The organism is Bradyrhizobium ottawaense (assembly GCF_900099825.1).
Classification (GTDB): domain Bacteria; phylum Pseudomonadota; class Alphaproteobacteria; order Rhizobiales; family Xanthobacteraceae; genus Bradyrhizobium; species Bradyrhizobium ottawaense_A.
Map to the genome: position 1 here is coordinate 5004839 of NZ_LT629693.1, position 22566 is coordinate 5027404.

Here is a 22566-nt window from a genome sequence, read left to right on the forward strand (position 1 = left end):
GCAATCCGTCAAGACGCCGAGCCTGCCGCTCTCACGCCGAGTTGAAATTCGAGCGTCACGATGATTTGAGGCAAAGTCCCAGACCTTCCACACCGGCCAGACGCCGGGCAGCTCATGCAGGCAATACTCTGGGATCGGCTGCCCATCGCCAAAATCAATGTCAAGGTGGTCACTCTCGAGCTCGCGCCGGAAGCCTACAAATCCTTCGACGCCGGCGTCGCCAACAAATTCGTCATCGATCCGCACGGGCTGCTCGCCAAGGCGGCGTAAGCGTCGAGGCGCGACTGAGCGGCTCTCCGACCAGATATGGCGCCGCCGTCCTCCGGCAACGGCGCCATTTCGCGGACTTATTCGGCCGGCGTCTGCGCGGCGCTGCCCGGCTGGGTTGCTATCGCTCGCTCTTGGACAAGCCTGGCAAGGCCCGTATGCAAGAGCGCTGCGACGACGGCGCCAACAATCGGGGCGGTCATGTACAGCCAGGCATCGTTGAAATTTCCGGTCGCGACCATCGGGCCGAGCGCGCGTGCCGGGTTGAAGGGGGCCCCAGTGAGGGCTCCACCCATGATTATATTGAAGGTCAGCGTCATTCCTATTGCCAGCGGCGCAAGATTGCCGGCGCGGCCCGCAACCGCCGTGCTGAGTACGACCGTGACCAGGAAAAAGCCGAGCAACGCCTCGATCACAAAGCCGGCCTCCGGCGTGATCGTGACCGTGGTGGCGCCGAGAGCAAGACCGTGCGCGAGTGCAGGCAGACCAAGGCCTGTGGCGGCCCCGCCCAGAACCGTCCGCAACAACAACGCGCCAGCGATGCCACCGATGAGCTGGCTGATGATATAACCGGCCGCCTCACCGACGCGCATCGCGCCGGCGGCGAGCACGCCGATAGTGACCGCGGGGTTCATGTGTCCGCCCGACACCGGGCCGTAAGCGAAGGCGAAGGTCATGATGGCCAAGCCGTGCGCGAAGGCAACCGCTGTGATGCCGTTGAGGCCGGCACCGCCGCCGACCACGGCCGCTGCGCCGGCGCCGATGAATACGAACGAGAAGGTACCGATGAATTCCGCAAGGAGCTTGGGTGCAATCCAGTTGGACATGTTTGTCTCCAGAGATGAGATTGAACGCCCGGCGCGATTAGGTTTGCGCCGGGGAACGATACGTCGGTTTGGGCGAGGGGGCCGACGGCACGCGAGCGCGCCGCCGGCCGGCGAAGCGTGCGGGCCTACTCCGCGGCGATCGTCTGCGGTTTGAAATCGATGCCTATCGCCTTCGCGACGCCAGCACCGTATTCGGGATCGGCCCTGTAGCAATGGACGATCTGCCGCTTCACGATCTCGACCGGCACGCCTGCCATCGCTGCCTTGTAGTTCTGGAAGAGCTGCTCTTTCTGGTCGGCCGTCATCAGCCGGAACAAGTCGCCAGGCTGACGATAGTCGTTGTTGCCGTCGCGGCGATTGTAGCGGTCGGCATCGCCGGAGATTTTCAGCGGCGGCTCGCGGAAGCGCTCGTCCTGGACGGGGCCGTTGAACGAGTTCGGCTCGTAATAGGCATCAGGATTCGGGTTGCCAGCGAGCCGCATGGCACCATCGACGTTGTACGTATGCACCGGGCAGCGCGGCTTGTTGACGGGAAGCTGATCAGCATTGACGCCGACGCGATAGCGGTGCGCGTCCGCATAGGAGAAGATGCGCGCCTGCAGCATCTTGTCCGGCGAATGGCTGATGCCGGGCACCATGTTTGCGGGTGAGAGCGCGGCCTGCTCGACCTCCGCGAAATAATTTTCGGGATTACGGTTCAACTCGAGAACGCCGACCTCGATCAGCGGATAGTCCTTGTGCGGCCACACTTTGGTGAGGTCGAACGGGTTATACCAGTGCTTGCCGACGTCGCTCTCGGGCATGATCTGCACCGAGAATTTCCATTTCGGGAAATCGCCGCGCTCGATCGACTCGAACAGATCGCGCTGATGGGTCTCGCGGTCGTGGGCGACCTTCTCGGCGGCCTCGGCATTGGTCCAGTTCTTGATGCCCTGCATGGTCTTGAAATGGAATTTCACCCAGTGCCGTTCATTGTTGGCGTTGATGAACGAGTAGGCATGAGAGCCGAAGCCGTCGATATTTCGATAGCTCTGCGGCAAGCCGCGGTCGGACATCAGGATGGTAACCTGGTGCAGGCTCTCGGGCGAAAGCGACCAGAAATCCCACATCGCGGTCGGCGAGCGCATGTTGGTTCTCGGGTGCCGCTTCTGGGTGTGTATGAAGTCAGGGAACTTCAACGCGTCGCGCACGAAGAATATCGGCGTATTGTTGCCGACCAAGTCCCAATTGCCTTCTTCGGTATAGAAGCGCAGCGCGAAGCCGCGGACGTCGCGCTCGGCGTCGGCGGCGCCGCGCTCGCCCGCCACCGTCGAAAAGCGCAGGAAAGCTTCGGTCGTTTTTCCCTTCTGTAACACCTTCGCCTTGGTGTATTTCGTGATGTCGTGCGTGATGGTCAGCGTGCCATAAGCGCCCGAGCCCTTGGCGTGCTGGCCACGTTCGGGAATGCGCTCGCGGTTCTGGTGAGCAAGCTTCTCGAACAGAAAGAAGTCTTGCATCAGCACCGGGCCGCGCGGGCCCGCCGTGATGCTGTTCTGGTTGTCGGGAACCGGCATGCCGCTGTCGGTAGTGAGGGTGGGGCGTTTGGCCACGGATTACTCCTGTATTACGAGATATTTAGATCCCGGCAGCGCAACTGCTCTGCAGCAGCGTTACTCTTGCTTTCGCAACCTCGCCAGTTGGACTGAATTGCGTTTGCGAGAAACCGGGCGCGGACCGAAAATGTATGCATCCGCTTCGCAACGACTTTGGTTCGATTGCTGCGATTGCGCCGGTTTTGCGCCAATCTCCGGAAGCCGGAATTTATCACCCTCGCGGCAAATTGCCTTGATGATGGCTTCGAAATGTTGACGGTATTTCATGGTGCTTCACCGGATAGTGACACGTTTGCAAGTGATTGATTTATAAGTATGCGGCCATGGAGAGTCTGCTGGCTCATATCTCGTGTGTGCGGTTGGCCCGCATTCTTTGCCATTGGTCCAATTGATAAAGACGCACAGCTTCAGTGAACATTCCGATGGCCATCCTGCCCAGTCTTCAACAACTCCGCTTTCTCTGTGCTCTGGCCGAGCAATGCCATTTCGGCCGTGCTGCGGAAAGTTGTGCCGTCACGCAATCGACGCTGAGCGGAGGGATCAAGGAGCTCGAGGCACGGCTGGGCATAACGCTGTTTGAGCGCAGCCATCGCCACGTGATACTGACGCCCTTGGGGAAAGAGATCGCGACGCGCGCCCGGCGACTGCTGGTCGACGCCGAGGAGCTGGTCGGGTTGGCCCACAACGCGCAGGAGCCATTGTCCGGGCCGCTCCGGTTCGGGGTAATCCCGACAGTCGGGCCGTATGTCCTGCCCTCGCTGCTGTCGCATCTGGGCATTGCGCTGCCGAAGCTCAAACTGTACGTGCGGGAGGCACCGACTGCAGTGTTGCTGGACAGGCTCGCTGGAGGAGAGCTCGACATTTTGTTGGTGGCAATTCCTTATGACCTTGGCGATGTCGAGGCGATGGAAATCGCAAAAGATCCAATCGTCGTAGCGATGCCGCGCAACCATTCTCTTGGCCATCACAAGGTGGTGAGCCGTGATGACCTGGCGCGCGAGCAGCTGCTCCTGATCGAGGACGGACATTGCCTGCGCAGCCATTCACTGCAGGCATGCCGGATCGCGGATCCGGTTCGCAATGAAGTCTTCCAGGCGACCAGCCTGCGAACGCTTGTCCAGATGGTGGCCGCTGAACTTGGCATCACGCTAATGCCCCAGATTGCGGTGGATTCAGAACTCGCTTCAACTCGCAATGTTGTGATTCGGCCGCTCTCTCCAGACAAGCCGTTCCGGACCCTGGTCCTGGCTTGGCGGCCGACATCCTCGCGCGGCGTCGAATTCAGGATGCTCGGAAATCTTATCCGAGAGTGTCTGACTGGTAGCAAGAGAGCAATTGCGCCTGACCGGGACACTGAAGTACTGGCAGCGCCCTGAGCAGCGCGCCAGGTCGGCATCCATTGTGGCGATGCCTGTGTGCTGGCCCGGCGTCATCGGCTGCTTCGATCAATGCCTTCGAAATTTCCCGTTAGCGATTGGGAGCCGGGCGACCATATGTGGCCTAGGCGAGAAATGATCGCTAGTGGCTCTGGCCATTGAAAGGAAAATGACATGACTGAACGAAGAACGATGATGCAGACCAAGATGAAATTCGCATCGATTGGCGCTGCCGCTTTTGCCGCGACAGCTTTCGCAACTCCCGCGCTGGCGCAAGCCGTTATCAACGATCCCGGCTATTGCGCGCAGTTCTACCCAAATGCAAATTGCCAAAACCTGGGAGCGGGCAATCCGTACACCAATGGCGGCTACTGGCAGAACGACAACGCGTCCGTGGAACCTCGTCTGCACCGTCACTATCGGGTGCACCGCGGATAATGGAAAATGAAGCGGCCAAGCGGCCGCTTCCAATCGCTGCGCTCTATGGCCTTCAAAATCTCCAACGACCCGATGATGATCTGTCGGCATCCGAGCGCCATCGCGCCCTGGAATTCAGCGGCCGGTGCCATTGGCAGCTCCGGTTACCGCCTTCGAAATTTCCCGTTAGCGATTGGGAGCCGGGCGGCCACATGCGGGGCGAGAAGTTCGATGATCACTGACGGCTCTGCCCGTCGAAAGGAAAATGACATGACTGGACGAAGAATGATGACGGTATTGGCAACCGCCCTCCTTGCCGGCTCTCTGCTCGCGACGGGTGCACAAGCGCGCGGCGGTGGAGGCGGCGGCGGTGGAGGCGGCGGTGGACATGGTGGCGGCGGCTTTGGTGGTGGCGGTGGCTTCCACGGAGGAGGCATGGGCGGCTTTGGTGGCGGCGGCTTCCACAGTGGCGCTTTCGCTGGAGGATTTCACGGTTTTGGCCCCGGCCCCGTCGTTCGAGGATCCAACAATGGCGGCTTCCATGGCTTTGGCCCCGGTCCCGTCGTTCGAGGATTTAATGGCCACGACTACGGGCACCACCACTACGGCTACCGGCCGTATGGCTACTGGAACGACTACGCTTACGATTATCCGTACTACACCTACGACGATTCTTACTACGACGACGGCAGTTGCTACGTTCTTCGGCGACGGGTGCACACCGCGCATGGCTGGCGTCTGCAACCCCGCCAGGTATGCGGTTGATCGACCGTCGCTTATCGATGTTGATCGCGGTCTGAAACGTCAACTGACTGCATAAGTGTCGATTGCCATGAGAAGACCTCGGCGCGGTCCCGCGCTGAGGTCAATTTTCGCGGGAGGCGGCTACTTCCTCGCTGCGACCCGCTACGTTTCCGAAATCACGTAGCTGTGCTCGACACGCGCAAGCTCAACATTAGAGTTTCACGCACGTTTGCCAGGCGTCCGTTCAGCCGCCGCGGGTGGCCGAACACTCAAGCGTGATGAGCATGGTGCTCGTTCCTTCCTACATCTGGAAAAGTGAGGCGCTTGGCTTGCGTTCACGGCAGACGAAGAACCGTGACCGCGAAAGCGGGCCGGCACTCGCGAAATCGTACGACAGACGGGTCCTGCATGCAGTGCGGACACTCCGGCGTACTGAAGCTGTCGTCAAGTCTGACGCCGCGGACCTGGTTCGGCCGTACCGCAAGGGCACAGGATAGGAGCAGCTGATGCGGGATCACGACGTGCAACCATCGGGACTGACGCGACGGCGCGTACTGGGCGGGATGGGCGTTGCCAGCCTGGCGCTATTGTCTTCGCCGGCGTCCGCGCAAGAGACGGTCGATCTGCATGTGCCGGGCGGTCCGAGTACGCGGATGATCACTACCTCCTATCCGCAAAAGGGCCGAATGATTTTGCAGCGATCCAGCCCGCCATGGCTTGAGACGCCCTTCGAGGTCTTCGACAAAGGCGTGTTCACCCCAAACGACCAGCATTATGTCAGCTGGCACTGGGCGAATTTCCCGGGCGACATCGATGTCGACAGCTTTCGTCTGACGGTGCGCGGCCTAGTCAATCAGACCCTTTCGCTGTCGCTCAAAGATATCTTGCAGGGCTTGCCGAGATTCGATATCGCCGCTGTCAACCAATGCGCCGGCGCTTCGCGCATCTACGCCGTTCCACGCGTTGCCGGCGCTCAATGGGCAAATGGTTCGATGAGTAACGCGATCTGGACCGGTGTGCGTCTCAAGGACGTGCTTGACCGTGCCGGCGTAAAACCTGGCGCCATTCAGGTCCGCTTCGGTGGCTTGGACGAGCCGGCGATGCAGGACGCGCCGAAATTCCTGAAGTCGCTGACCATCGATCACGCCCGCGATGGCGAAGTGATGATCGCTTTCGGCATGAACGGCGAACAGCTTCCATTGTTGAACGGATTTCCGCTGCGGCTCGTCGTGCCCGGCTGGTGCGGCGTCTACTGGATCAAGATGCTGAACGACATTGAAGTATTGGATCAGCCCGACACCAATTACTGGACGGCGACCGGCTACCGCGTGCCCGATACGCCGCACAATACCGTCAAGCCGGGCGAGACGGGATTCAAGACGGTTCCGGTGACCCGCAATGTTCCGAGGTCGTTTATCACCAATATCCGCAACGGCGACAGCGTGCCGGCGGGGGTGCCGGCTTCGGCGCGAGGTATCGCCTTCGGCGGCGATTGCGGCGTTGCCCGCGTCGATCTGTCGATCGATGGCGGCAAGAGCTGGCAGCCGACCCAACTCGGTGCCGACCAGGGGACATACGGGTTCCGGCAATGGCAGACGCAATTTACGCTGCCGGCGCGCGGCGTGCGCACCCTGATGGTTCGTTGCACCAACACTGGGAACGAGGCCCAGCCCGATTTCCCGATCTGGAATCCGACCGGCTACATGTACAATACCATTGAAACGACCCATGTGGTCGCGGCCTGAGGAGGAACTAGGATGCGTGCTGTTCTTCTGATGGCCGCCGCCGTTGCCGGTCTCGTTCTGTTGCGACATCCCGGCGAGGCCGCAACGATCACCACATTGAAGTCGCCGAAGCTGGATGTCCCCACCAGCGACGCGATGTTCCCGGCCGGTCCGGGATCGGATGCGATCAACAACAATTGCCTGGCCTGTCACTCGGCCGACCATGTGTTGAACCAGCCTTCGTTGTCCAGGGAGGCCTGGCAAGAGGTCGTCAACAAGATGATTACGGCCTACAAGGCTCCCGTCAGCCCTGACGACGCCAAAGCGATCGTGAACTATCTGGTTCGCACCAAAGGCGCTTCATAGGACCGGTAACACAAGCCCGGGGGCGACAGGATCCTGGCGCGCCGCCAAACCTAAACGAAACGAAACAGCTCGCCATGACGAAACTTGGAATTGGTGTTGGAATGTCCCGCCTCCGGTGGCGAATGAGCTTACGCCATGAACCTTTTTTGCTCGTACGTGAGAGCGGCGGTCGGTGCCGCAGGCTTGGGCGTATGGCGAACATATTGCGAGCATATGTAAAAAAACACCGGCAGATTTCGATGTCGCCATTGCAATGTTTCTACTTCTGAACTTGCAGTGACTGGCTCGCTATCGTAGTTGTCGGTAATGGTCTTGTTTATCGTCCGCAGACTGTGGCTGGCCGCCTTGGTGTGCCTCACCGTTCTGGTCGTCAGCTTCATCCTGACACGCCTCTCCGGCGATCTGGCCGCGTCGATCGCAGGCCCGAACGCTTCCGCGGCCGATGTCGCAATCATTACCAGGAATTATGGCCTCGACCGCCCTTTGGTGGTGCAGTTTCTCGAATGGGCCGGCCACGCAGCCGAGGGCGACCTCGGCCGATCCTTCCTGTACCATGTCCCGGTCTGGGGACTGATCCGCGATCGATTGCCGGTCACTCTGGCGCTTGGCCTGACCGGCCTTGCGATCGCGCTGTTGGTCGCCCTGCCGCTGGGCATTCTGGCGGCGGTGCGAGAGGGCTCGGCGATCGATCGGGGCATCATGATGGTGGCGCTGTTGGGGCAGGCTATGCCGGGCTTCTGGTTCGGTCTGGTGATGATCGTGCTGCTTGGCCTCGACCTGCAATGGCTGCCGATTTCGGGCGTGGACACCTGGCAAGGCTACATCATGCCGGGGATCGTGCTGGCCTTTTCGGCAATCCCAGCCTTGATGCGCCTGACCCGCTCGGGAATGATCGACGCGCTGGCGGCGGATTACATTCGCACCGCGCGCGCGAAGGGACTGAGCCGGACGAAGATCATCCTCAAGCATGCCTTGCGCAATGCGGCGATGCCGGTGGTCTCCATCGCGGCGGTGCAACTCGGCTTTATGTTGGGAGGATCCGTGGTGATCGAGTCTGTCTTCGCACTGCCGGGCGTCGGCTATCTGGCCTGGGAGTCTATCACCAAGAATGATTTTCCGGTGGTCCAGGCCGTCGTGCTGTTTTTGGCCGTCATCTACATCGCCCTGACCTTGCTGGCGGACATGATGAATGCGCTGCTCGATCCGAGGTTGCGCGGATGAGTGCCATTGTAATTGTCCAATCCCGGCCGGCCCGGCGGTGGTTACCTGCATTTCGTCACCTCGCCACGCTGCTGGGCGCAGTGATCATAGGGGCCGCAGTGCTGGTCGCGATCTTCGCACCCTATCTGACGCCGCATGATCCATTCGCTCAGGATCTCAACCAGCGCCTCATTCCTCCGGTTTGGATGGAGGGCAGCCAGCCGACGCATCTATTGGGCACGGATCAGATCGGCCGCGATTACCTGTCACGCCTGATCTACGGCACGCGCATTTCCATGCTGATCGGCATGCTGACCGTCATCACATCCGGCGTCATTGGTATCACGCTGGGAATCATCGGCGGGTTCTATGGCGGGCGCACCGACGACGTCGTGATGTTCCTGATCACCTGCCGCCTGTCGATCCCGCTGATCCTGGTGGCGTTGACGGTGGTGGCGCTGGTTGGCAGTTCGCTTGCGGTGGTGATTCTGACGCTCGGGCTGTTGCTGTGGGACCGGTTCGCCGTGGTGGCGCGTACCACCGCGATGCAGGTACGCAACCTCGATTACATCGCCGCAGCCCAGGCTGCCGGTGCATCGCGCCTGCATATTCTGCTGCGCGAGGTGCTTCCCAATATCGCCAATCATTTGGTGGTGGTGGCAACGCTGGAAATGGCGCTGGCGATCCTGCTTGAAGCGGCTCTGTCATTTCTCGGACTGGGCGTGCCGCCGCCCTTGCCGAGCTGGGGGCTGATGATCGCCGAAGCCAAGGAATACATGTTCTTCAGCCCGTGGGTGATCATGACCCCCGGGGTCGCGCTGTTCGTGCTGGTGCTCGGCATCAACCTGCTGGGCGACGGGCTGCGCGACTTGCTCGGGGCGGATATGCGGCGATGACACCCGTCGTACCGGACCCGGTTCTCAGCGTCGCCAATCTGCGTGTCTCCTTCGGGCAGACCGAAGCCGCGCGGGGCGTGACGTTGGCGGTGGCGCGCGGCGAAACGCATTGCCTGGTCGGCGAGTCCGGCTGCGGCAAATCCGTTACCGCGCTATCGGTGATGAACCTGCTGCCGCGCGGGATCGCCCGCACCGCCGATCACCTTCGCTTTCAGGGGCAGGATCTGCTGGGCATGTCGGAGCGGCAGACCGCACGGCTGCGCGGCGACAAGATGGCGATGATCTTCCAGGAACCGATGACGAGCCTGAACCCGGCCTATACGATCGGATCGCAGATGTCCGAGGTGTTCGAACGCCATCGTGGGGCGACACGGCGGCAGGCCATGGACAGGGCGGCCGAGTTGCTGGCGCGCGTGGGCATTACCGCTCCGGGGATGCGCCTCGGGCAATATCCCCATCAGCTCTCCGGCGGTCTGCGCCAGCGGGTGATGATCGCCATGGCGCTGATGTGCGATCCGGAGTTGCTGATCGCCGACGAACCGACAACGGCTCTCGATGTGACGGTACAAGCGCAGATCCTGCGGCTGCTGCAGAAGCTGCAGCAGGAGTTGGGATTGGCATTGCTGTTGATCACGCATGATCTCGGCGTGGTGGCGCGGATGGCGCAGCGAGTCTCGGTGATGTATGCGGGCGAGGTGGTCGAAACCGGTACGGTGGCCGAGGTGTTCGCAGCACCCACGCACCCCTACACGCGCGGGCTATTGGACTGCATTCCCGTGCCCGGCATGACGCGGGCGGGCGAGCCCCTGGGCAACATTCCGGGCGTGGTACCGCGCATAGCGCCGGGCTTCATCGGTTGCGGGTTTCGCGACCGCTGTACTTTGGCCATGCCGGAATGTGCCCAGACCATGCCGTTGCGCAATGCCGGCGGCGATCATTTCTATCTCTGCCGGCTGCCGCCGGATTGGAAGCGAGCTGCCGCCGCATGACCCATGCGATCGAAGTCCGGAATGTCTACCGCGAGTTCCAGCAACGCAGCGCTATGGCAGGCCTCCGTCACAAGGTGCGCGCGGTAGACGGCGTCACGTTCTCGCTTCCGGCGGGCGATGTGCTGGGGGTGGTGGGCGAGTCCGGCTGCGGCAAGTCAACGCTTGCCCGTCTCATCATGGGCCTGCTGCCGCCGACCTCGGGCGAGATTCTGGTGGATGGACGCAGCCTGGCCGGCATGGATCGGCGCGAACGTGCCCGACTGATCCAGCCCGTGTTCCAGGACCCGTACTCCTCGCTCAACCCGCGCCAGCGTATTCGCGACATCGTCGGCCTGCCGCTGGCCTCCCAGGGCAATCTGCCGAAGGCGCAGCAGGCCGATCGCGTCATGGAGATGCTGGCGCGCGTTGGAATTTCCAGCGAGATGGCCGAGCGCATGCCGGGCCAGCTCTCCGGCGGCCAGCGGCAGCGTGTGGCCATCGCGCGTGCCCTCGTGCTGCACCCGCGCATCGTGGTGTGCGACGAGCCCACCAGCGCGCTGGATGTCTCCGTGCAGGCGCAGATTCTCAACCTGCTGGCGGAATTGCGGCGGGAGCTCGGACTGACCTATCTCTTCATCAGCCACAACCTGGCGGTGGTGGAATACATCGCCACGGAAGTGGCGGTGATGTACCTCGGCCGGATCGTCGAGCAGGCGCCGGCGCAGGAGCTGTTCCGCACCCCCACGCACCCCTACACACAGGCGCTGCTGGCCTCCGTGCTGACACCGGACCCGGCTCTCGGCCTTCCCGATGTCGGTCTGGGCGACGCCTACCCGGATCCCACCAATATCCCGCCGGGTTGTCGTTTCCACCCGCGTTGCCCGAGCGCATTGGCGAAATGCGCCGCTACGATGCCGGACAACATCCGCAAGGATGGCCGTCTGGTCGAATGTCTGCTGGCAATCCCGGCATAGGGCAGGCGCCAGTCGCTATTTCCAGGTCGACAGATAGAAACGCGGCACATCGTCCGGGAAGCCCTGGAAATTCAACTGCTTTGAAAATGCGACGTAGCGGACGTCGCTGAACAGCGGCACGAAATCAACGCGTTCCGTGGCGAGGTGGATCGCCTCGCCAAAGGCCTTGCGACGCTCCTCCGGATCGATGCTGGCTCCGGCCTGTTTCAACAGCTTTTGCACATCGGCATCGCGCGCGTAGTCGTTCAATCCGCCGCCGAGCCAATAGGGCATGAACGCCGAGGTATCGTTGACGGAATTGCTGCCCCAACTCCCCGAATACAACGGCGCCTTGCCGGCTTCCGCCAGCTGGATGGCAGCGCCGATCTGGAGCTGCTGGATCCGCATGTTGATGCCGACAGCCTTGAGATAGTTCTGCACGGCAGCGCCAACCTGCGGTGTTGCATAGGACACGAGTTCGGTATCGAAGCCGTTGGGATAACCGGCCTCGGTTAGAAGCTGCTTGGCCTTGGTCGGGTCGTATGGATATTTCACGGCCGCCGCTATGTCACAGCCGAACTGGCTCGGAAAACACGGCGTGTCGATGACCTGCGAATTGCCCTGGATCAGCTGCTTGGCCATCGTGCCGCGGTCGATGGCCGAGATGACCGCCTGTCGCACCTTCAGCTTGGTCAGCGGATTGTCGGCGCCGGAACGGCCGGCGGCGTCGACGGTCATGAAATGGACCCGCATGGTGCCGAACCGCACCGCCTCCAGATTTGGCATCCGCGCGATATTCGCGAACTGATCGGCATTATAGCCCCAGATCCAGTCGGCTTTTCCGCCGAGCAGTTCGGTCAGCTCGGTGGTTGCGTCGGGCACTTCGTGGATCTTGATATAGCGGATGGCAGGCCGGCCCTTGGGGCTGCCGGCGTAGTAGCCGTCATACCGCTCCATATCGATCTCGGTGGTGCCGTCGACCTTGGTGATCTTGTAGGGGCCGGTGCCGATCGGGGCACGGGCGTAGGCATCGGCACCGATTTTCTCGCGATAGGCTTTCGGCCAGATCGGCGTGACCATCGCCAGATATTCCATCACGGCCGGAGACACTCCGGTCAGCTTCAGGCGGACGTGAAAGTCGTCGATCTTCTCCGCGCCGGCGTAGGAGATGTAGTAGGCGGGGATGGCCACCTGCTTGTCGTGGACGATGTCGTTGATCGTGTAAACCACGTCGTCGGCGGTAAACGGGTCGCCGTTCTGGAACGTCACGTCCTCGCGCAAGGTGAAGTCGATCGTGGTGGCATCGACCTGCTTCCACGACGTGGCCAAAGCAGGCTTTATCTCCATGGTGACGGGATCGCGATACACCAGACAATCGAAAGCGTGGAAGGCCACGACCATGCCGGTGCGCTGCGAATTATAGTACGGGTCGACATCGGGAATGGCGTCGCGCCAGGTGATGCGCAGCGTGTCAGCCGATTTTTGCGCAAGCGCCGGGGCCGCCATTGCCAATGTCATGCAGGCGGCCAGGAGAGCGCCGCGGCGCCAGATATCGGTTCGCATCTAGTTGGTCCTTTTCAATTCCGACACTTTAGAGGGCATCGGAAACATACTACGCGCAAACATACGGCACCGGGAATAGAAGCAACCTGCATGCCAACGCAGTGGTTGCGGGCCGCTGACGCGCCAACCTATCTGTGATCGATGGCCGCGAGCAACCGTTTCAGGAAGCCGTCGATCGCCTCACCGTCGATCCAGCGAACCACGGCCACGAGATCGTGCTCCGGATCGACATAGACCAGGTTGGTGCCGTTGCCGCTATGGGCGAAAGCGGTAGCCGGGGCACTCGGCCAGCGCTTGCGGTCGGTGTTGAGGAACCAGTTCATGTAGCCGTAGATCGGCTCCGGCCTGGTCGGCGTGCGTGCCTGATCGATCCATTGCTCCGAGAGCAGTTGACGATCCTTCCACTTGCCGCGACGCAGCGTTAGGTAACCGAAGCGGGCCATGTCGTAGGCATTGATATACATGCCGCCGCCCCAGTGGCCGCCGCCGGTCACCGACTGCATCAGGCTGCCGTCCAGCACCACCCAGGAATTCTCGTAGCCGAACCAGCGCCAGCTGTTGGAGGCGCCGATCGGGTCCATGATGGTTTCCTTCAGCACCTGCGGCAGCGGGCGTCGCCAGACATTGAGGGCTGCGAGCGCCAGGACATTGGTGCGGACGTCGTTGTATTTATACACGGTGCCCGGTCTGTTGCGCGGCCGCGTGGTCCATTGCGCCGGATTCTCATCGGGCCGGTCTGCCCAGTCCGGCTTGCCCCACAGCGTGCCTTCCCAGTCGCTGGTCTGCCGCAACAGATTGTCCCAGGTGATCGTGCGGTTGTGCGGCGATTCAAAGGGCAACAGCAGATCGGGCGTGGTGAGCCGATCCGATTTGTTGGTGGTCGAGGGCGGGGCGTAGAGCTGTATCGGTGCGACATATTCCCTTACGGCGTCATCGACGCTTCTGATCATGCCGCGCTCGACGGCAATTCCGACGACGCTGGAAAGCAGGCTCTTGGTCACGCTGTGAGTCATGTCTACACGAAGCGGCTCTCCCCATTCAGCGACGATGTAGCCGTTGTGAATGATGATTCCGGTCGGATCGCCGCGTTCCCTGATCGGCCCGATCGCGTAGCCGAACGGTTCGCTGCCGAAGGTTTGATAATGGTTCATCACGAGGTCGCGGGGTGCCTTCGTCTCCCCGGCGACTGCAAAATCGATCGCCTGCTTCAGGAGGTCGGGACGGACGCCCGATTCTGAAGGCGTCCGGTGCTGCCACGTTGCATCGGGGTAATAGGCCGCTGGTCCATACAGGCTGGAACGAGAAGTCATGACTTTCCTTCAATTAGGATTCTTCAGGAACCCGGCCGCGGGCTGACCTCCGGCTTCGACGGATTCAGCAAGATGTCCGCCGATGTCTGTCCTGACCGCCTACACTATCCCACTGCAATTGCCTACCGTCCGATGGAGCGCACAGGCCTTCGCGCAAGACCGATAGCCCGTTCGACCAAGCTGACGAGGGAAGTAAAGATTATCCCGCGCAGGCAGGCCTGTCCTCAGGTCACGTCGCCGTTATCCAGCGAATGCCCGCTTGTGGCGGATATTGTTGATTTAGTCGCCGCTTTGTTTCCGGCTCCTCCGTTTGCGGGCCAGGTCTATTTATTGGGGGGTTGTCTCAGGATCGGGCCGGGCATCGGCGCCGATTGCTTTGGAGCCGTCATGCCGGCACAGGGCAAGCGGCTGGCATCGGTCGAAGCTTTGCGAGCTTCCTCAGGTTCTGGGCCGTGGCCGCGAGTAGGAACTCGTCTCGCGCGCCACTCGGGCCGCGCAATCTGAGGCGACCGGGTCGGAGAATGCGCTTGAGATGGGCGAACAGCATCTCGACCCTCTTCCGGCGATGACGCGAACGCTCGTAGGCCGGCGTGTTTGCTAGGCTTCGGGCGACATCGCGCGCATCTTCGTCGAGGTCACGCGGCACTTTACGCTGCGGCGTATTCGGGCAGCACTTCGCCTTGAAGGCGCAGCCCTGGCAATCAGACTTGCTCGATCGGTATAACCGCGTCCCATCCTTGGTAATGCCCGAGCGCGGCGTCGCGTAGGTTCGCCGGAACTGCACCAGCAGCTTGCCCTGCGGGCAGGTGTAGTGGTTGCGTTCAGCGTCGAACACGAAGTCGGATCGGGAGAAGGTGCCGTCGGTCCGGTTGGACTTATCGAACACCGGGATGTGCGGTTCGATCTGTCAATGCGTCGGAGCAGGTGATCTTCGGGGACATGGTCATCGAGGCAGAAATCGTAAAACAGCCGCGCCGGCGCCGTCTGCGTCCCCATCATCGTTCCGCTCCTCCGCAAAGCAACACGAGGAGAGAATCACGCCGGCCAACGCCGTTCAACCGCAGACTAAATCAACAATATCGGCGCAAAGTGGACGTTTGCCAAATTGCGGCGTCAGCTAAGTGCCCAACAACGGAACATGTTTCCGGTCTCGGCTTAATGCGTCATAGCGGCGGCTTCCGCGGCTGACATGGCCCGTCACTTTTGTTCCCCGACAAATTTGTCGCTCCGCACGGCGAAGCGGCCGCGCATCATCGTGGTGATCGGCCAGCCGGTAATTGTCATGTTCTCGTTAAGCCTTTATGGCAGCGCATTAAACGAGCAACACGTCATCACCCCGCCCAGTACTGACGGCCTGCATCGCCCCAAACCTCGCGCGCGGCTTTCTCGGCCTCGCGGCAGATGACATCCATGTCGACGCGCGTGGGCCGCCCGTCCTTGACCAAGATTTCGCCATCGACCAGCACCATCGCGACATCTCGTCCGTGGCCTGTGTGCACCAAGTTGCCAAGCGGGTTGACCTGAGGCGTCAAGTGGGGCCGCTGAAAATCAAATACGACGAGGTCGGCGCACTTTCCGACTTCAATGCTGCCGACCGAGGCGGCTATGCCGAGCGCATTGGCTCCACCGAGCGTCGCCATGTGGAAGACGTGATGCGGTTGCCATTCATCGTCCACGCCCCCGGTTTGCACGCGCGCGGTCACAAGGGCCCAGCGCATGAGCTCCACCATGTCGCCGTGCTGTGTATCGGTAGCCAGCGCAATATTGATTCCGGCTCGCTTTAACTTCGGGGTCGGGGCAAACCGGCCGGAAGAAGCGTTGCATTTCGGGATATGTACGACGTGAGCACCGCTCCGCGCCATCCGGGCAATGTCGGAGTCGGTCAGATAGATGCAATGCCCACCCATCAGGCGGGAATTCAGTAGCCCGACGTCTTCGAGTACCTCCGTCGAAGTCTTGCCGGTACGCTCACGAACCCGATCCACCTCGACGATGCTCTGTGCCAAATGCGTGGTGACGACCAGGGAGTGGCGGCTTGCCAATTCGGAGATCTCGCGAAGAAAACCGTCAGAGCACGTGTCTACGGCATGTGCCGCCAAATTCACCGTGACCCGTCGAACCGTCACGGATCTCGGGCTGGTCCGGGTTTGCCGTGAGAATAGTGCCCCCGTGAGGAAAAGGTCGAAGTGATTCAAATCGGAAGTCAAAGCTTCGCCTCCCATACGGCGTTATTCCCAGTCGAGCAGTGCTTGGATTGATCAGTTGTCTTCATCGTTCCTCGCGGAGCGCCGTCAGCATGGTACACACGGCGGAGCCGGTCCGGCGCATGTGCTCGCTGAGCGCGTCCGCGAAGCCTTCAGCTTCGCCCGCACGCAACAGCGCCATGAAATGTTCGTGCTCGTTGATCGACTCGTCCCACCGCTTGGCATCGAAGTTGGCAAGCGACCTGGCCCGCACGATTTTGGCTGTCAGAGCCGCCCATATCGTTTGTAGCACCGGATTGCCGGCCAGCCGGGCGATTTCCGCATGGATTTGCTGGTTCATGCTGAAATAAGCGGCGCGTGAACCGTCGCGATGGAGCGCCACAAGTGTTGCATGCATCGCGTCGATTGCCGCGATCTCTTTTGGTGTCGCGAGGCTCGCGGAACGAAGTCCGACCAGTTGCTCTAGCGCCACCATGACTTCGAACACCGCCGTGATTTCGTCGGGATCAATCAGCGTGATCTGAGGCGTGCGGTGCGGGCGCAGCTCGATCAGTCCCTCCGACGCCAGAACCTTGAAGGCTTCGCGAAGCGGCGTACGGGATACGCCGAAGCGCTCGCACAACATTTTTTCAGGCAGTGCTGTGCCCGGGCGCAGTTCGCTGTTCAGGATCATCTCGCGGAGCTTCGCCACCAATTGGTCATGCAGGGAGTGTCGTTGCAGGGCTTGCTTCGGCGGGATTACTGACAGCTTCAGCCGCGCCGACTTGAAGCGCGGACGGACGCGGGTCCGCGTTGCCGTTTCGGTCATGTTGACCTCGTGCTCGAAGCGGTGTGCCTCATTTTCATCCGTTTTTCCCCTGTGCAGCCTACAAAAGCGGCAGTAATGGCTTCTCTAGTCATATTCTATCTATTTGCTTGTACTATAAGAAATGTCTTTTGCATATCGTATTCAATTTGGCATGGCGGTTGCAACGAGTAGGACACCTCGGTGCCCCCTCTGTTCGGAGTGTTCTCATGAAGAAGTTGATTTGCCTCGTTGCGGGCATGGCCTCGCTCGCCGTGCTGGCCATGAATGACGTGCCCGCGGCGGCTCAGGCCGAGCCGACCATCAAACTCGGTTACGCGAAATGCGCGCACTGCACGCCCCTCGCCCTGCTGCCGCAATATGCCAAGGGCGTCAAAGTCGAGGCCATCGGCTTTAGCACCGGAAACGACGTTCTCACCGCGCTGGTGTCGAAGAGCATCGATGTCGGGCAGGTTACCTATCTGCATTATGCGGTCGCTCTGGATAAGGGTTTCGACGTGGTTGCGATATCCGGCCAGGTGAATGGCGGATCTGCGATGCTGGTGACCAACGATCTGCCCGTCACCCCGGAAGACTGGGGCTCGCTTAAGAAAGTGATCGCTCAGTACAAGGCGGACGGCAAGCCGTTCCGCGTGGCCGCCTCGCGCGGCAATGCGCAGGATATCCACATGCGCGGGGCGTTCGCCAAGCAGGGTATCGACGTCAACAAGGACGTTCAGTTCATCAATATTCCGAATCCATCCGATCATCTGCAGGCGTTGCGGCGTGGAGAAATCGAGCTGATCTGCACCGTCGAGCCGTTCGGCACGCAGATCTTGCAGATGAACGCTGCCAAGCTGTTCACCCATCCCTATGATCAGGCGGCAGGCAAGCTTACAAACCTGATGTTGACCCGCTCGGACGTGATCGCCGCCGAACCGAAGGCGCTCGAAGAAACCGTAAGGGCGATCGTCAAGATCGACGACTACATCGCCGGCGACAAGCCGGCCTGGATCGACGTCATCAATAAGGTGACCGGCCTCGACAAGGCGGTGGCCGCCGATGCTATCGGCAACCTTTATCCCGACCCCAAGATGTATCGCGCATCGGCCGTCGCGATCGCAGCGATGATGCGTGACCTGAAATACATCAACTCGGACGTCTCGGGCGCGGTGGAAAAGAATCTGGATTACCGGTTCCTTGAGGCTGCGACCGGAAAGCCAAAGTCTGATCTCGGCTATTGAGCCGCGCTGTGAAGTCGCCGCGACTGAAGGGGTTGGAACGATGGATCGTTCCAGTGCTGATCCTGGTGGGCTGGGAGATCTTTTCGCGCTCTGGCACGCTGCCGGCCGCGCTGCTCCCTGCGCCGACGACCGTGCTGCGGTCATGGGCCGACTGGGTGTTCGCGACCGACGGCAATACGCAAACCTACAGCGGCAGCTGGATTTTCGATACCGCGGCCAGCATCACCCGCGTGATGGCTGGCTTCGGCATCGCAACCGTGCTGGCCGTGTCGCTGGGCGTGGCCATCGGCTGGTCGCGGCGGATCGAGACCATCATCGAGCCGACCTTGCAGGTTTTGCGTCCGATACCACCGGTGTCGTGGATTCCCCTCGCCATCATCTGGTTCGGCATTGCCAACAAGCCGGCGATCTTTTTGGTGTTTCTCGGCTCGTTTTTCCCGATCCTGCTCAACACTATCCACGGTGTGAAGAGTTGCGACCGTAACCTGATCCGGGCCGGCGCCATGGTTGGCGGCGATCAGAGGCAGTTGCTGCGCTACATCGTCATACCTGCGGCGTTGCCCAGCATATTTGCCGGGCTTCGCATTGGTATCGGCTCGGCGTGGATGCTGACCGTGACGGCCGAACTGGTCGCGGTGAAGAGCGGCCTCGGTTATGTGCTCTGGGATTCCTATTATTTCCTGCGCTACGACCTCGTGCTCGCCGCCATGGCCAGCATCGGACTGCTCGGCTTTCTCAGCGACCTGGCAATTCGGGCGCTGATGGCGCGCGTCCTGCACTGGCAACGCAACACCACGATTCAGGGCGCGGAGGGCTGAGATGGCGACGATCCAAATCTCGAACGTCAGCAAGACTTTTCGTGACCTCAAGCGCAAGACCGATGTCGTTGCGCTCGACGACATCACCCTGTCGGTCGAGAAGAACGAGTTTCTCTGCCTGCTCGGCCCCTCCGGCTGCGGAAAGTCCACGCTTCAGAATATGATCGCGGGTTTCGAGAAGCCTAGCTCAGGTCAGGTGACCGTCGATGGCCAGGTAATCACCTCGCCCGGCGCCGATCGCGGCATGGTCTTCCAGCATGCCAACCTGATGCCGTGGTTGCCGGTGTGGGAAAACGTTGCCTTTTACCTGCTGCTGCGCGGGAGCCAGAAGCTGATGCGTCGCGAGGCCGCGCAGCGCTATATCGATATGGTGGGTCTGACGGGCTTCGAAAACCATTATCCATCCGAGCTGTCAGGCGGGATGAACCAGCGCGTCGGGATTGCCCGCGCTTTGCTCATGAACCCCCAGGTCATTTTGATGGATGAGCCGTTCGGCGCGCTCGACGAGCAGAACCGCATGGACATGCAAAATGAACTGGTTGGCATCTGGCAAAAGCACGCCGGCACCATCGTCTTCGTCACCCACAGCATCGACGAAGCTCTCACGCTTGGCACCCATGTCGCGGTCATGACGGCCCGCCCCGGGCGTATCCGCGAGTTGATCCCGATCGATCTGCCTCGCCCCCGCGATATAACGAGCCCGCGGTTCAACGACATCAAGCGCCACATCCTGAGCTTGTTAAGGCCCGAACGGGCCGAGGCTGGCCCTCTCGCAATGGAATAATAATGACCAAACGTGTTCTCCTCGGCATGTTGACGCCTTCCTCCAACACCGTACTCGAGCCGATCTCCCAGGCGATGGTCGCCGGCCTGCCGGAGGTCAGCGTGCATTTTTCCCGCTTCAAGGTCACCGAAATCGCCCTGTCCGCGAGCGCGCTGGCGCAATTTGACGATAGCGAAATCCTGCGCGCGGCCGAACTGCTGGCGCATGCGAAAGTGGACGTCATCGGCTGGAACGGCACGTCTTCGGGCTGGCTGGGTTTCGAAGCCGACGTCAGGCTGTGCGAGCGGATCACCTCAGTGACCGGAATTGCCGCGACAACATCCATGCTGGCGTTGAACGAGGTGCTTGCCTCCACCAAGGTCAAGCAACTCGGCTTCGTAACGCCCTATCTTGACGACGTGCAGGGTCGCATTCTGGCGAACTACGGCGCCTTGGGGATCGCTTGTCGGGGCGAGCGCCATCTCGGACTTCAAGACAATTTTTCGTTCTCCGAGGTCACCCGGCAGCAGATCATCGACATGACGCGGATGGTCGCAAGGGAAGCGCCGCAGGCCATCACCGTGATCTGCACCAATCTGAATGCGGCGCCGCTGGTCGATGGCCTGGAGCAGGAAGTCGGCATTCCCATCTACGACACGATCGCAACCGTGATTTGGAAAAGCCTGATCCTCGCCGGCGTCGATCCGACCCGTGTCACCGGTTGGGGCACGCTGTTTCAAAAGGCGGCCTGATCCGATGGCTGCGTTTGTCACGGGGGCGGCGGGCTTTATTGGTCTGGCGGTGACCGAAGCGCTGCTGACGCGTGGAGAGCGCGTCATCGGCTTCGATCTTTTTCCGGTTTCGGAACAGGCGAAGCGGACGTTCGCCGGCCTTCCCGGCAGGTTCGAGCAGGTCATGGGGGACATCTGCGATGCTGAAGGCCTGAAAGTAGCGTTGCGTCAGAGTGACGCGAATTGTGTGCTCCATCTTGCTGCGGTCACCGCTGGCGCGAGCCGTGAAATCGCCGATCCCGTCGGGATCGTGCGCGTCAACATCGGTGGTGCGGCCGCCACGCTCGAGGCTGCGGCGGCGTGCGGCATCCGGCGCGTGGTGCATCTGAGTTCGGGGTCGGTCTACGGCAGCAGCGGGCGAGATGTTGATTTGCTCACGGAAGATACGCCACTGCGTCCCGAACAGCTCTATGGCATCACCAAACAGGCGAGCGAAGCGGTCGCGCTCCGGCTCGCCGATCTGCATCGGCTCGACCTTTCGATCGGCCGTCTCGGCACCTGTTTCGGCCGATGGGAGTACGCGACCCGCGCGCGGGATACGCCGAGCGTACCGTATCAGGTGGTGCAGGCCGCCCGATCGGGCATAGCGGTGATCCTGCCCCGCTCGCACCTGCGCGACTGGCTTTATGCGCGGGATGCAGCGGCCGCCGTGCACGAGTTGCTGTATGCCCGCACCCGCCGCCACCGGGTCTACAATCTGGCGGCTGGTTTCATGTGGTCGATCGCGGATTTCTGCGCCCGCCTGCAACAAGTCCGCTCCGGCTTCGAATGGCGTTTCGCACGGCCCGGTGAGCAGGCCAACATCGATTATTACGCGCCCTATGATCGCTCGGCCATGGCTATCGAACGCCTGCGAGGCGACACCGCCTTCCTGCCGCGCTACAATCTTGCGGAAGCGCTGGCCGACTATCTGCAGTGGCTTGGTCCAGCATGCGACCCAGTTTCCAGGTACGGGGGGACGCCGTCATGATCGGCCTCAGGCTTGCGGATCAGGTGTGGATCGTGACCGGCGCCGCGTCCGGCATCGGCCGCGCCATCGCCCGGCTATTTGCGTCCCAAGGCGCACGTGTCGTGGTTGCAGATGTGACGCAACAGGTTATCGAAGGCGGCCCGCCGACCATCGATGTGATTTCGACGGAGGGCGGCAACGCCATCTATCTTCCCACCGATGTCGCGCAGCGAGAGCAGGTTGACGCCACGGTCGCGGAAACCGTCTCCCGTTACGGCCGCCTCGACGGCATCGTCAACAATGCCTGCATTCGTCATGCAAGGACGCTACTGGAGATGGACGAAGGCAATTGGGAGCGCGTTCTCAAGGTCAATCTAACGGGGACCTATCTGTGTTGCCGCGCGGCCGTCGGGCAAATGATAACTCAGGAGCGGCGTGGCGAGGTCCGGGGGCGGATCGTGAATCTGTCTTCGCAGCACGGGATGATCGCCGCACCGTCCGACATTGCGTACGGGACGACGAAGGCGGCAATTGCTTACCTGACCAGGCAAATCGCGGTCGATTACGCCGCCCAGGGCATCGTCTGCAATGCTGTCGCGCCAGGAAAAATCCAGACCGGCGCCACCGGTCGTGCGATCGATCCCGATGTGCTGGATCGCGCACATCGGCGCACGCCATGGCCCCGGCTCGGGCTGCCCGATGACGTGGCACGGGCGGCGTTGTTTCTTGCCAGCGATGATGCGAGTTTTGTCACCGGCATCAATCTGATGGTCGACGGTGGCTGGACCGCGGCCTGAGCTTCGCACCGAT

General features: G+C 61.5%; 21 protein-coding genes and 2 pseudogenes. 16 read left to right on the plus strand and 7 right to left on the minus strand.

The genetic code is table 11. The annotated features are described in order from the left end of the window. Positions 1-70: 70 nt before the first annotated feature. A pseudogene (locus BLR13_RS23400) lies at positions 71-270 on the plus strand (formaldehyde dehydrogenase, glutathione-independent); the annotation flags it as partial. Positions 271-347: 77 nt separating this feature from the next. Here the strand turns inward: BLR13_RS23400 and BLR13_RS23405 are convergent. Together BLR13_RS23405 and BLR13_RS23410 are read right to left on the minus strand one after the other, a co-directional pair. Beyond that, positions 348-1094: an MIP/aquaporin family protein gene (locus tag BLR13_RS23405; RefSeq protein ID WP_074819158.1), complete on the minus strand. Its 747-nt coding sequence runs from the start codon at positions 1092-1094 to the stop codon at positions 348-350. 125 nt (positions 1095-1219) lie between these two features. Next, on the minus strand, positions 1220-2683 hold the full coding sequence (locus tag BLR13_RS23410) for a catalase (protein WP_244524922.1): 1464 nt from the start codon (positions 2681-2683) through the stop codon (positions 1220-1222). 425 nt (positions 2684-3108) lie between these two features. On the opposite strand from BLR13_RS23410, the gene BLR13_RS23415 reads away from it, so the two are divergent. The 9 genes from BLR13_RS23415 (at position 3109) to BLR13_RS23455 (ending at position 11351) form a co-directional block, all read left to right on the plus strand. Next, a complete protein-coding gene (locus tag BLR13_RS23415) occupies positions 3109-4062 on the plus strand; it encodes a hydrogen peroxide-inducible genes activator (RefSeq protein ID WP_074819153.1) in 954 nt (317 codons plus the stop codon). A 192-nt stretch (positions 4063-4254) separates the two neighbouring features. Continuing rightward, complete coding sequence (locus BLR13_RS23420; RefSeq protein ID WP_074819151.1) at positions 4255-4500, plus strand: hypothetical protein; 246 nt, start codon at positions 4255-4257, stop codon at positions 4498-4500. Positions 4501-4506: 6 nt separating this feature from the next. Further along, positions 4507-5244, plus strand: a complete 738-nt coding sequence (locus tag BLR13_RS41820) for a hypothetical protein (RefSeq protein ID WP_171944943.1) — start codon at positions 4507-4509, stop codon at positions 5242-5244. A 485-nt stretch (positions 5245-5729) separates the two neighbouring features. After that, positions 5730-6968: a molybdopterin-dependent oxidoreductase gene (locus BLR13_RS23430; RefSeq protein ID WP_074819143.1), complete on the plus strand. Its 1239-nt coding sequence runs from the start codon at positions 5730-5732 to the stop codon at positions 6966-6968. Positions 6969-6980: 12 nt separating this feature from the next. Further along, complete coding sequence (locus BLR13_RS23435; protein ID WP_074819140.1) at positions 6981-7313, plus strand: sulfite:cytochrome C oxidoreductase subunit b precursor; 333 nt, start codon at positions 6981-6983, stop codon at positions 7311-7313. Between the two features lie 306 nt (positions 7314-7619). Continuing rightward, entirely contained in the window at positions 7620-8534 is a 915-nt protein-coding gene (locus tag BLR13_RS23440; protein WP_074819137.1) for an ABC transporter permease, read from the plus strand. Beyond that, on the plus strand, positions 8531-9409 hold the full coding sequence (locus tag BLR13_RS23445; RefSeq protein ID WP_074819135.1) for an ABC transporter permease: 879 nt from the start codon (positions 8531-8533) through the stop codon (positions 9407-9409). The genes BLR13_RS23440 and BLR13_RS23445 overlap by 4 nt, the downstream gene beginning before the upstream one ends. Beyond that, on the plus strand, positions 9406-10398 hold the full coding sequence (locus tag BLR13_RS23450; protein WP_074819133.1) for an ABC transporter ATP-binding protein: 993 nt from the start codon (positions 9406-9408) through the stop codon (positions 10396-10398). Before BLR13_RS23445 ends, BLR13_RS23450 begins: the two co-directional genes overlap by 4 nt. Beyond that, entirely contained in the window at positions 10395-11351 is a 957-nt protein-coding gene (locus BLR13_RS23455) for an ABC transporter ATP-binding protein (RefSeq protein WP_074819131.1), read from the plus strand. Before BLR13_RS23450 ends, BLR13_RS23455 begins: the two co-directional genes overlap by 4 nt. Before the next feature lie 15 nt (positions 11352-11366). Here the strand turns inward: BLR13_RS23455 and BLR13_RS23460 are convergent, their stop codons facing one another. From BLR13_RS23460 to BLR13_RS23480, 5 genes and pseudogenes are all read right to left on the minus strand, one after another. Then, on the minus strand, positions 11367-12893 hold the full coding sequence (locus tag BLR13_RS23460) for an ABC transporter substrate-binding protein (RefSeq protein WP_074819128.1): 1527 nt from the start codon (positions 12891-12893) through the stop codon (positions 11367-11369). Positions 12894-13021: 128 nt separating this feature from the next. Then, positions 13022-14203 carry a serine hydrolase domain-containing protein gene (locus BLR13_RS23465; RefSeq protein WP_074819127.1) on the minus strand — a complete coding sequence of 394 codons (1182 nt, stop codon included), beginning with the start codon at positions 14201-14203 and terminating at the stop codon, positions 13022-13024. A gap of 385 nt (positions 14204-14588) precedes the next feature. Next, positions 14589-15107, minus strand: a pseudogene (locus BLR13_RS23470) (transposase); the annotation flags it as partial. A 427-nt stretch (positions 15108-15534) separates the two neighbouring features. Next, a complete protein-coding gene (locus tag BLR13_RS23475; protein ID WP_197679486.1) occupies positions 15535-16410 on the minus strand; it encodes an amidohydrolase family protein in 876 nt (291 codons plus the stop codon). A 61-nt stretch (positions 16411-16471) separates the two neighbouring features. Then, complete coding sequence (locus BLR13_RS23480; RefSeq protein WP_074819125.1) at positions 16472-17215, minus strand: GntR family transcriptional regulator; 744 nt, start codon at positions 17213-17215, stop codon at positions 16472-16474. 236 nt (positions 17216-17451) lie between these two features. On the opposite strand from BLR13_RS23480, the gene BLR13_RS23485 reads away from it, so the two are divergent. The 6 genes from BLR13_RS23485 to BLR13_RS23510 are packed head-to-tail and all read left to right on the plus strand — an operon-like array spanning position 17452 to position 22553. Then, positions 17452-18435: an ABC transporter substrate-binding protein gene (locus BLR13_RS23485; protein ID WP_074819123.1), complete on the plus strand. Its 984-nt coding sequence runs from the start codon at positions 17452-17454 to the stop codon at positions 18433-18435. An 8-nt stretch (positions 18436-18443) separates the two neighbouring features. Then, positions 18444-19253 (plus strand): ABC transporter permease, encoded by an 810-nt coding sequence (locus BLR13_RS23490; protein WP_074819121.1) that lies wholly within the window; start codon positions 18444-18446, stop codon positions 19251-19253. Position 19254: 1 nt separating this feature from the next. After that, positions 19255-20037 carry an ABC transporter ATP-binding protein gene (locus BLR13_RS23495; protein WP_074819119.1) on the plus strand — a complete coding sequence of 261 codons (783 nt, stop codon included), beginning with the start codon at positions 19255-19257 and terminating at the stop codon, positions 20035-20037. Positions 20038-20039: 2 nt separating this feature from the next. Beyond that, complete coding sequence (locus tag BLR13_RS23500) at positions 20040-20768, plus strand: maleate cis-trans isomerase family protein (protein WP_074819117.1); 729 nt, start codon at positions 20040-20042, stop codon at positions 20766-20768. Between the two features lie 4 nt (positions 20769-20772). After that, on the plus strand, positions 20773-21777 hold the full coding sequence (locus tag BLR13_RS23505; RefSeq protein ID WP_074819115.1) for an NAD-dependent epimerase/dehydratase family protein: 1005 nt from the start codon (positions 20773-20775) through the stop codon (positions 21775-21777). Beyond that, complete coding sequence (locus BLR13_RS23510) at positions 21774-22553, plus strand: SDR family NAD(P)-dependent oxidoreductase (protein ID WP_074819112.1); 780 nt, start codon at positions 21774-21776, stop codon at positions 22551-22553. The genes BLR13_RS23505 and BLR13_RS23510 overlap by 4 nt, the downstream gene beginning before the upstream one ends. Positions 22554-22566 lie beyond the last annotated feature (13 nt).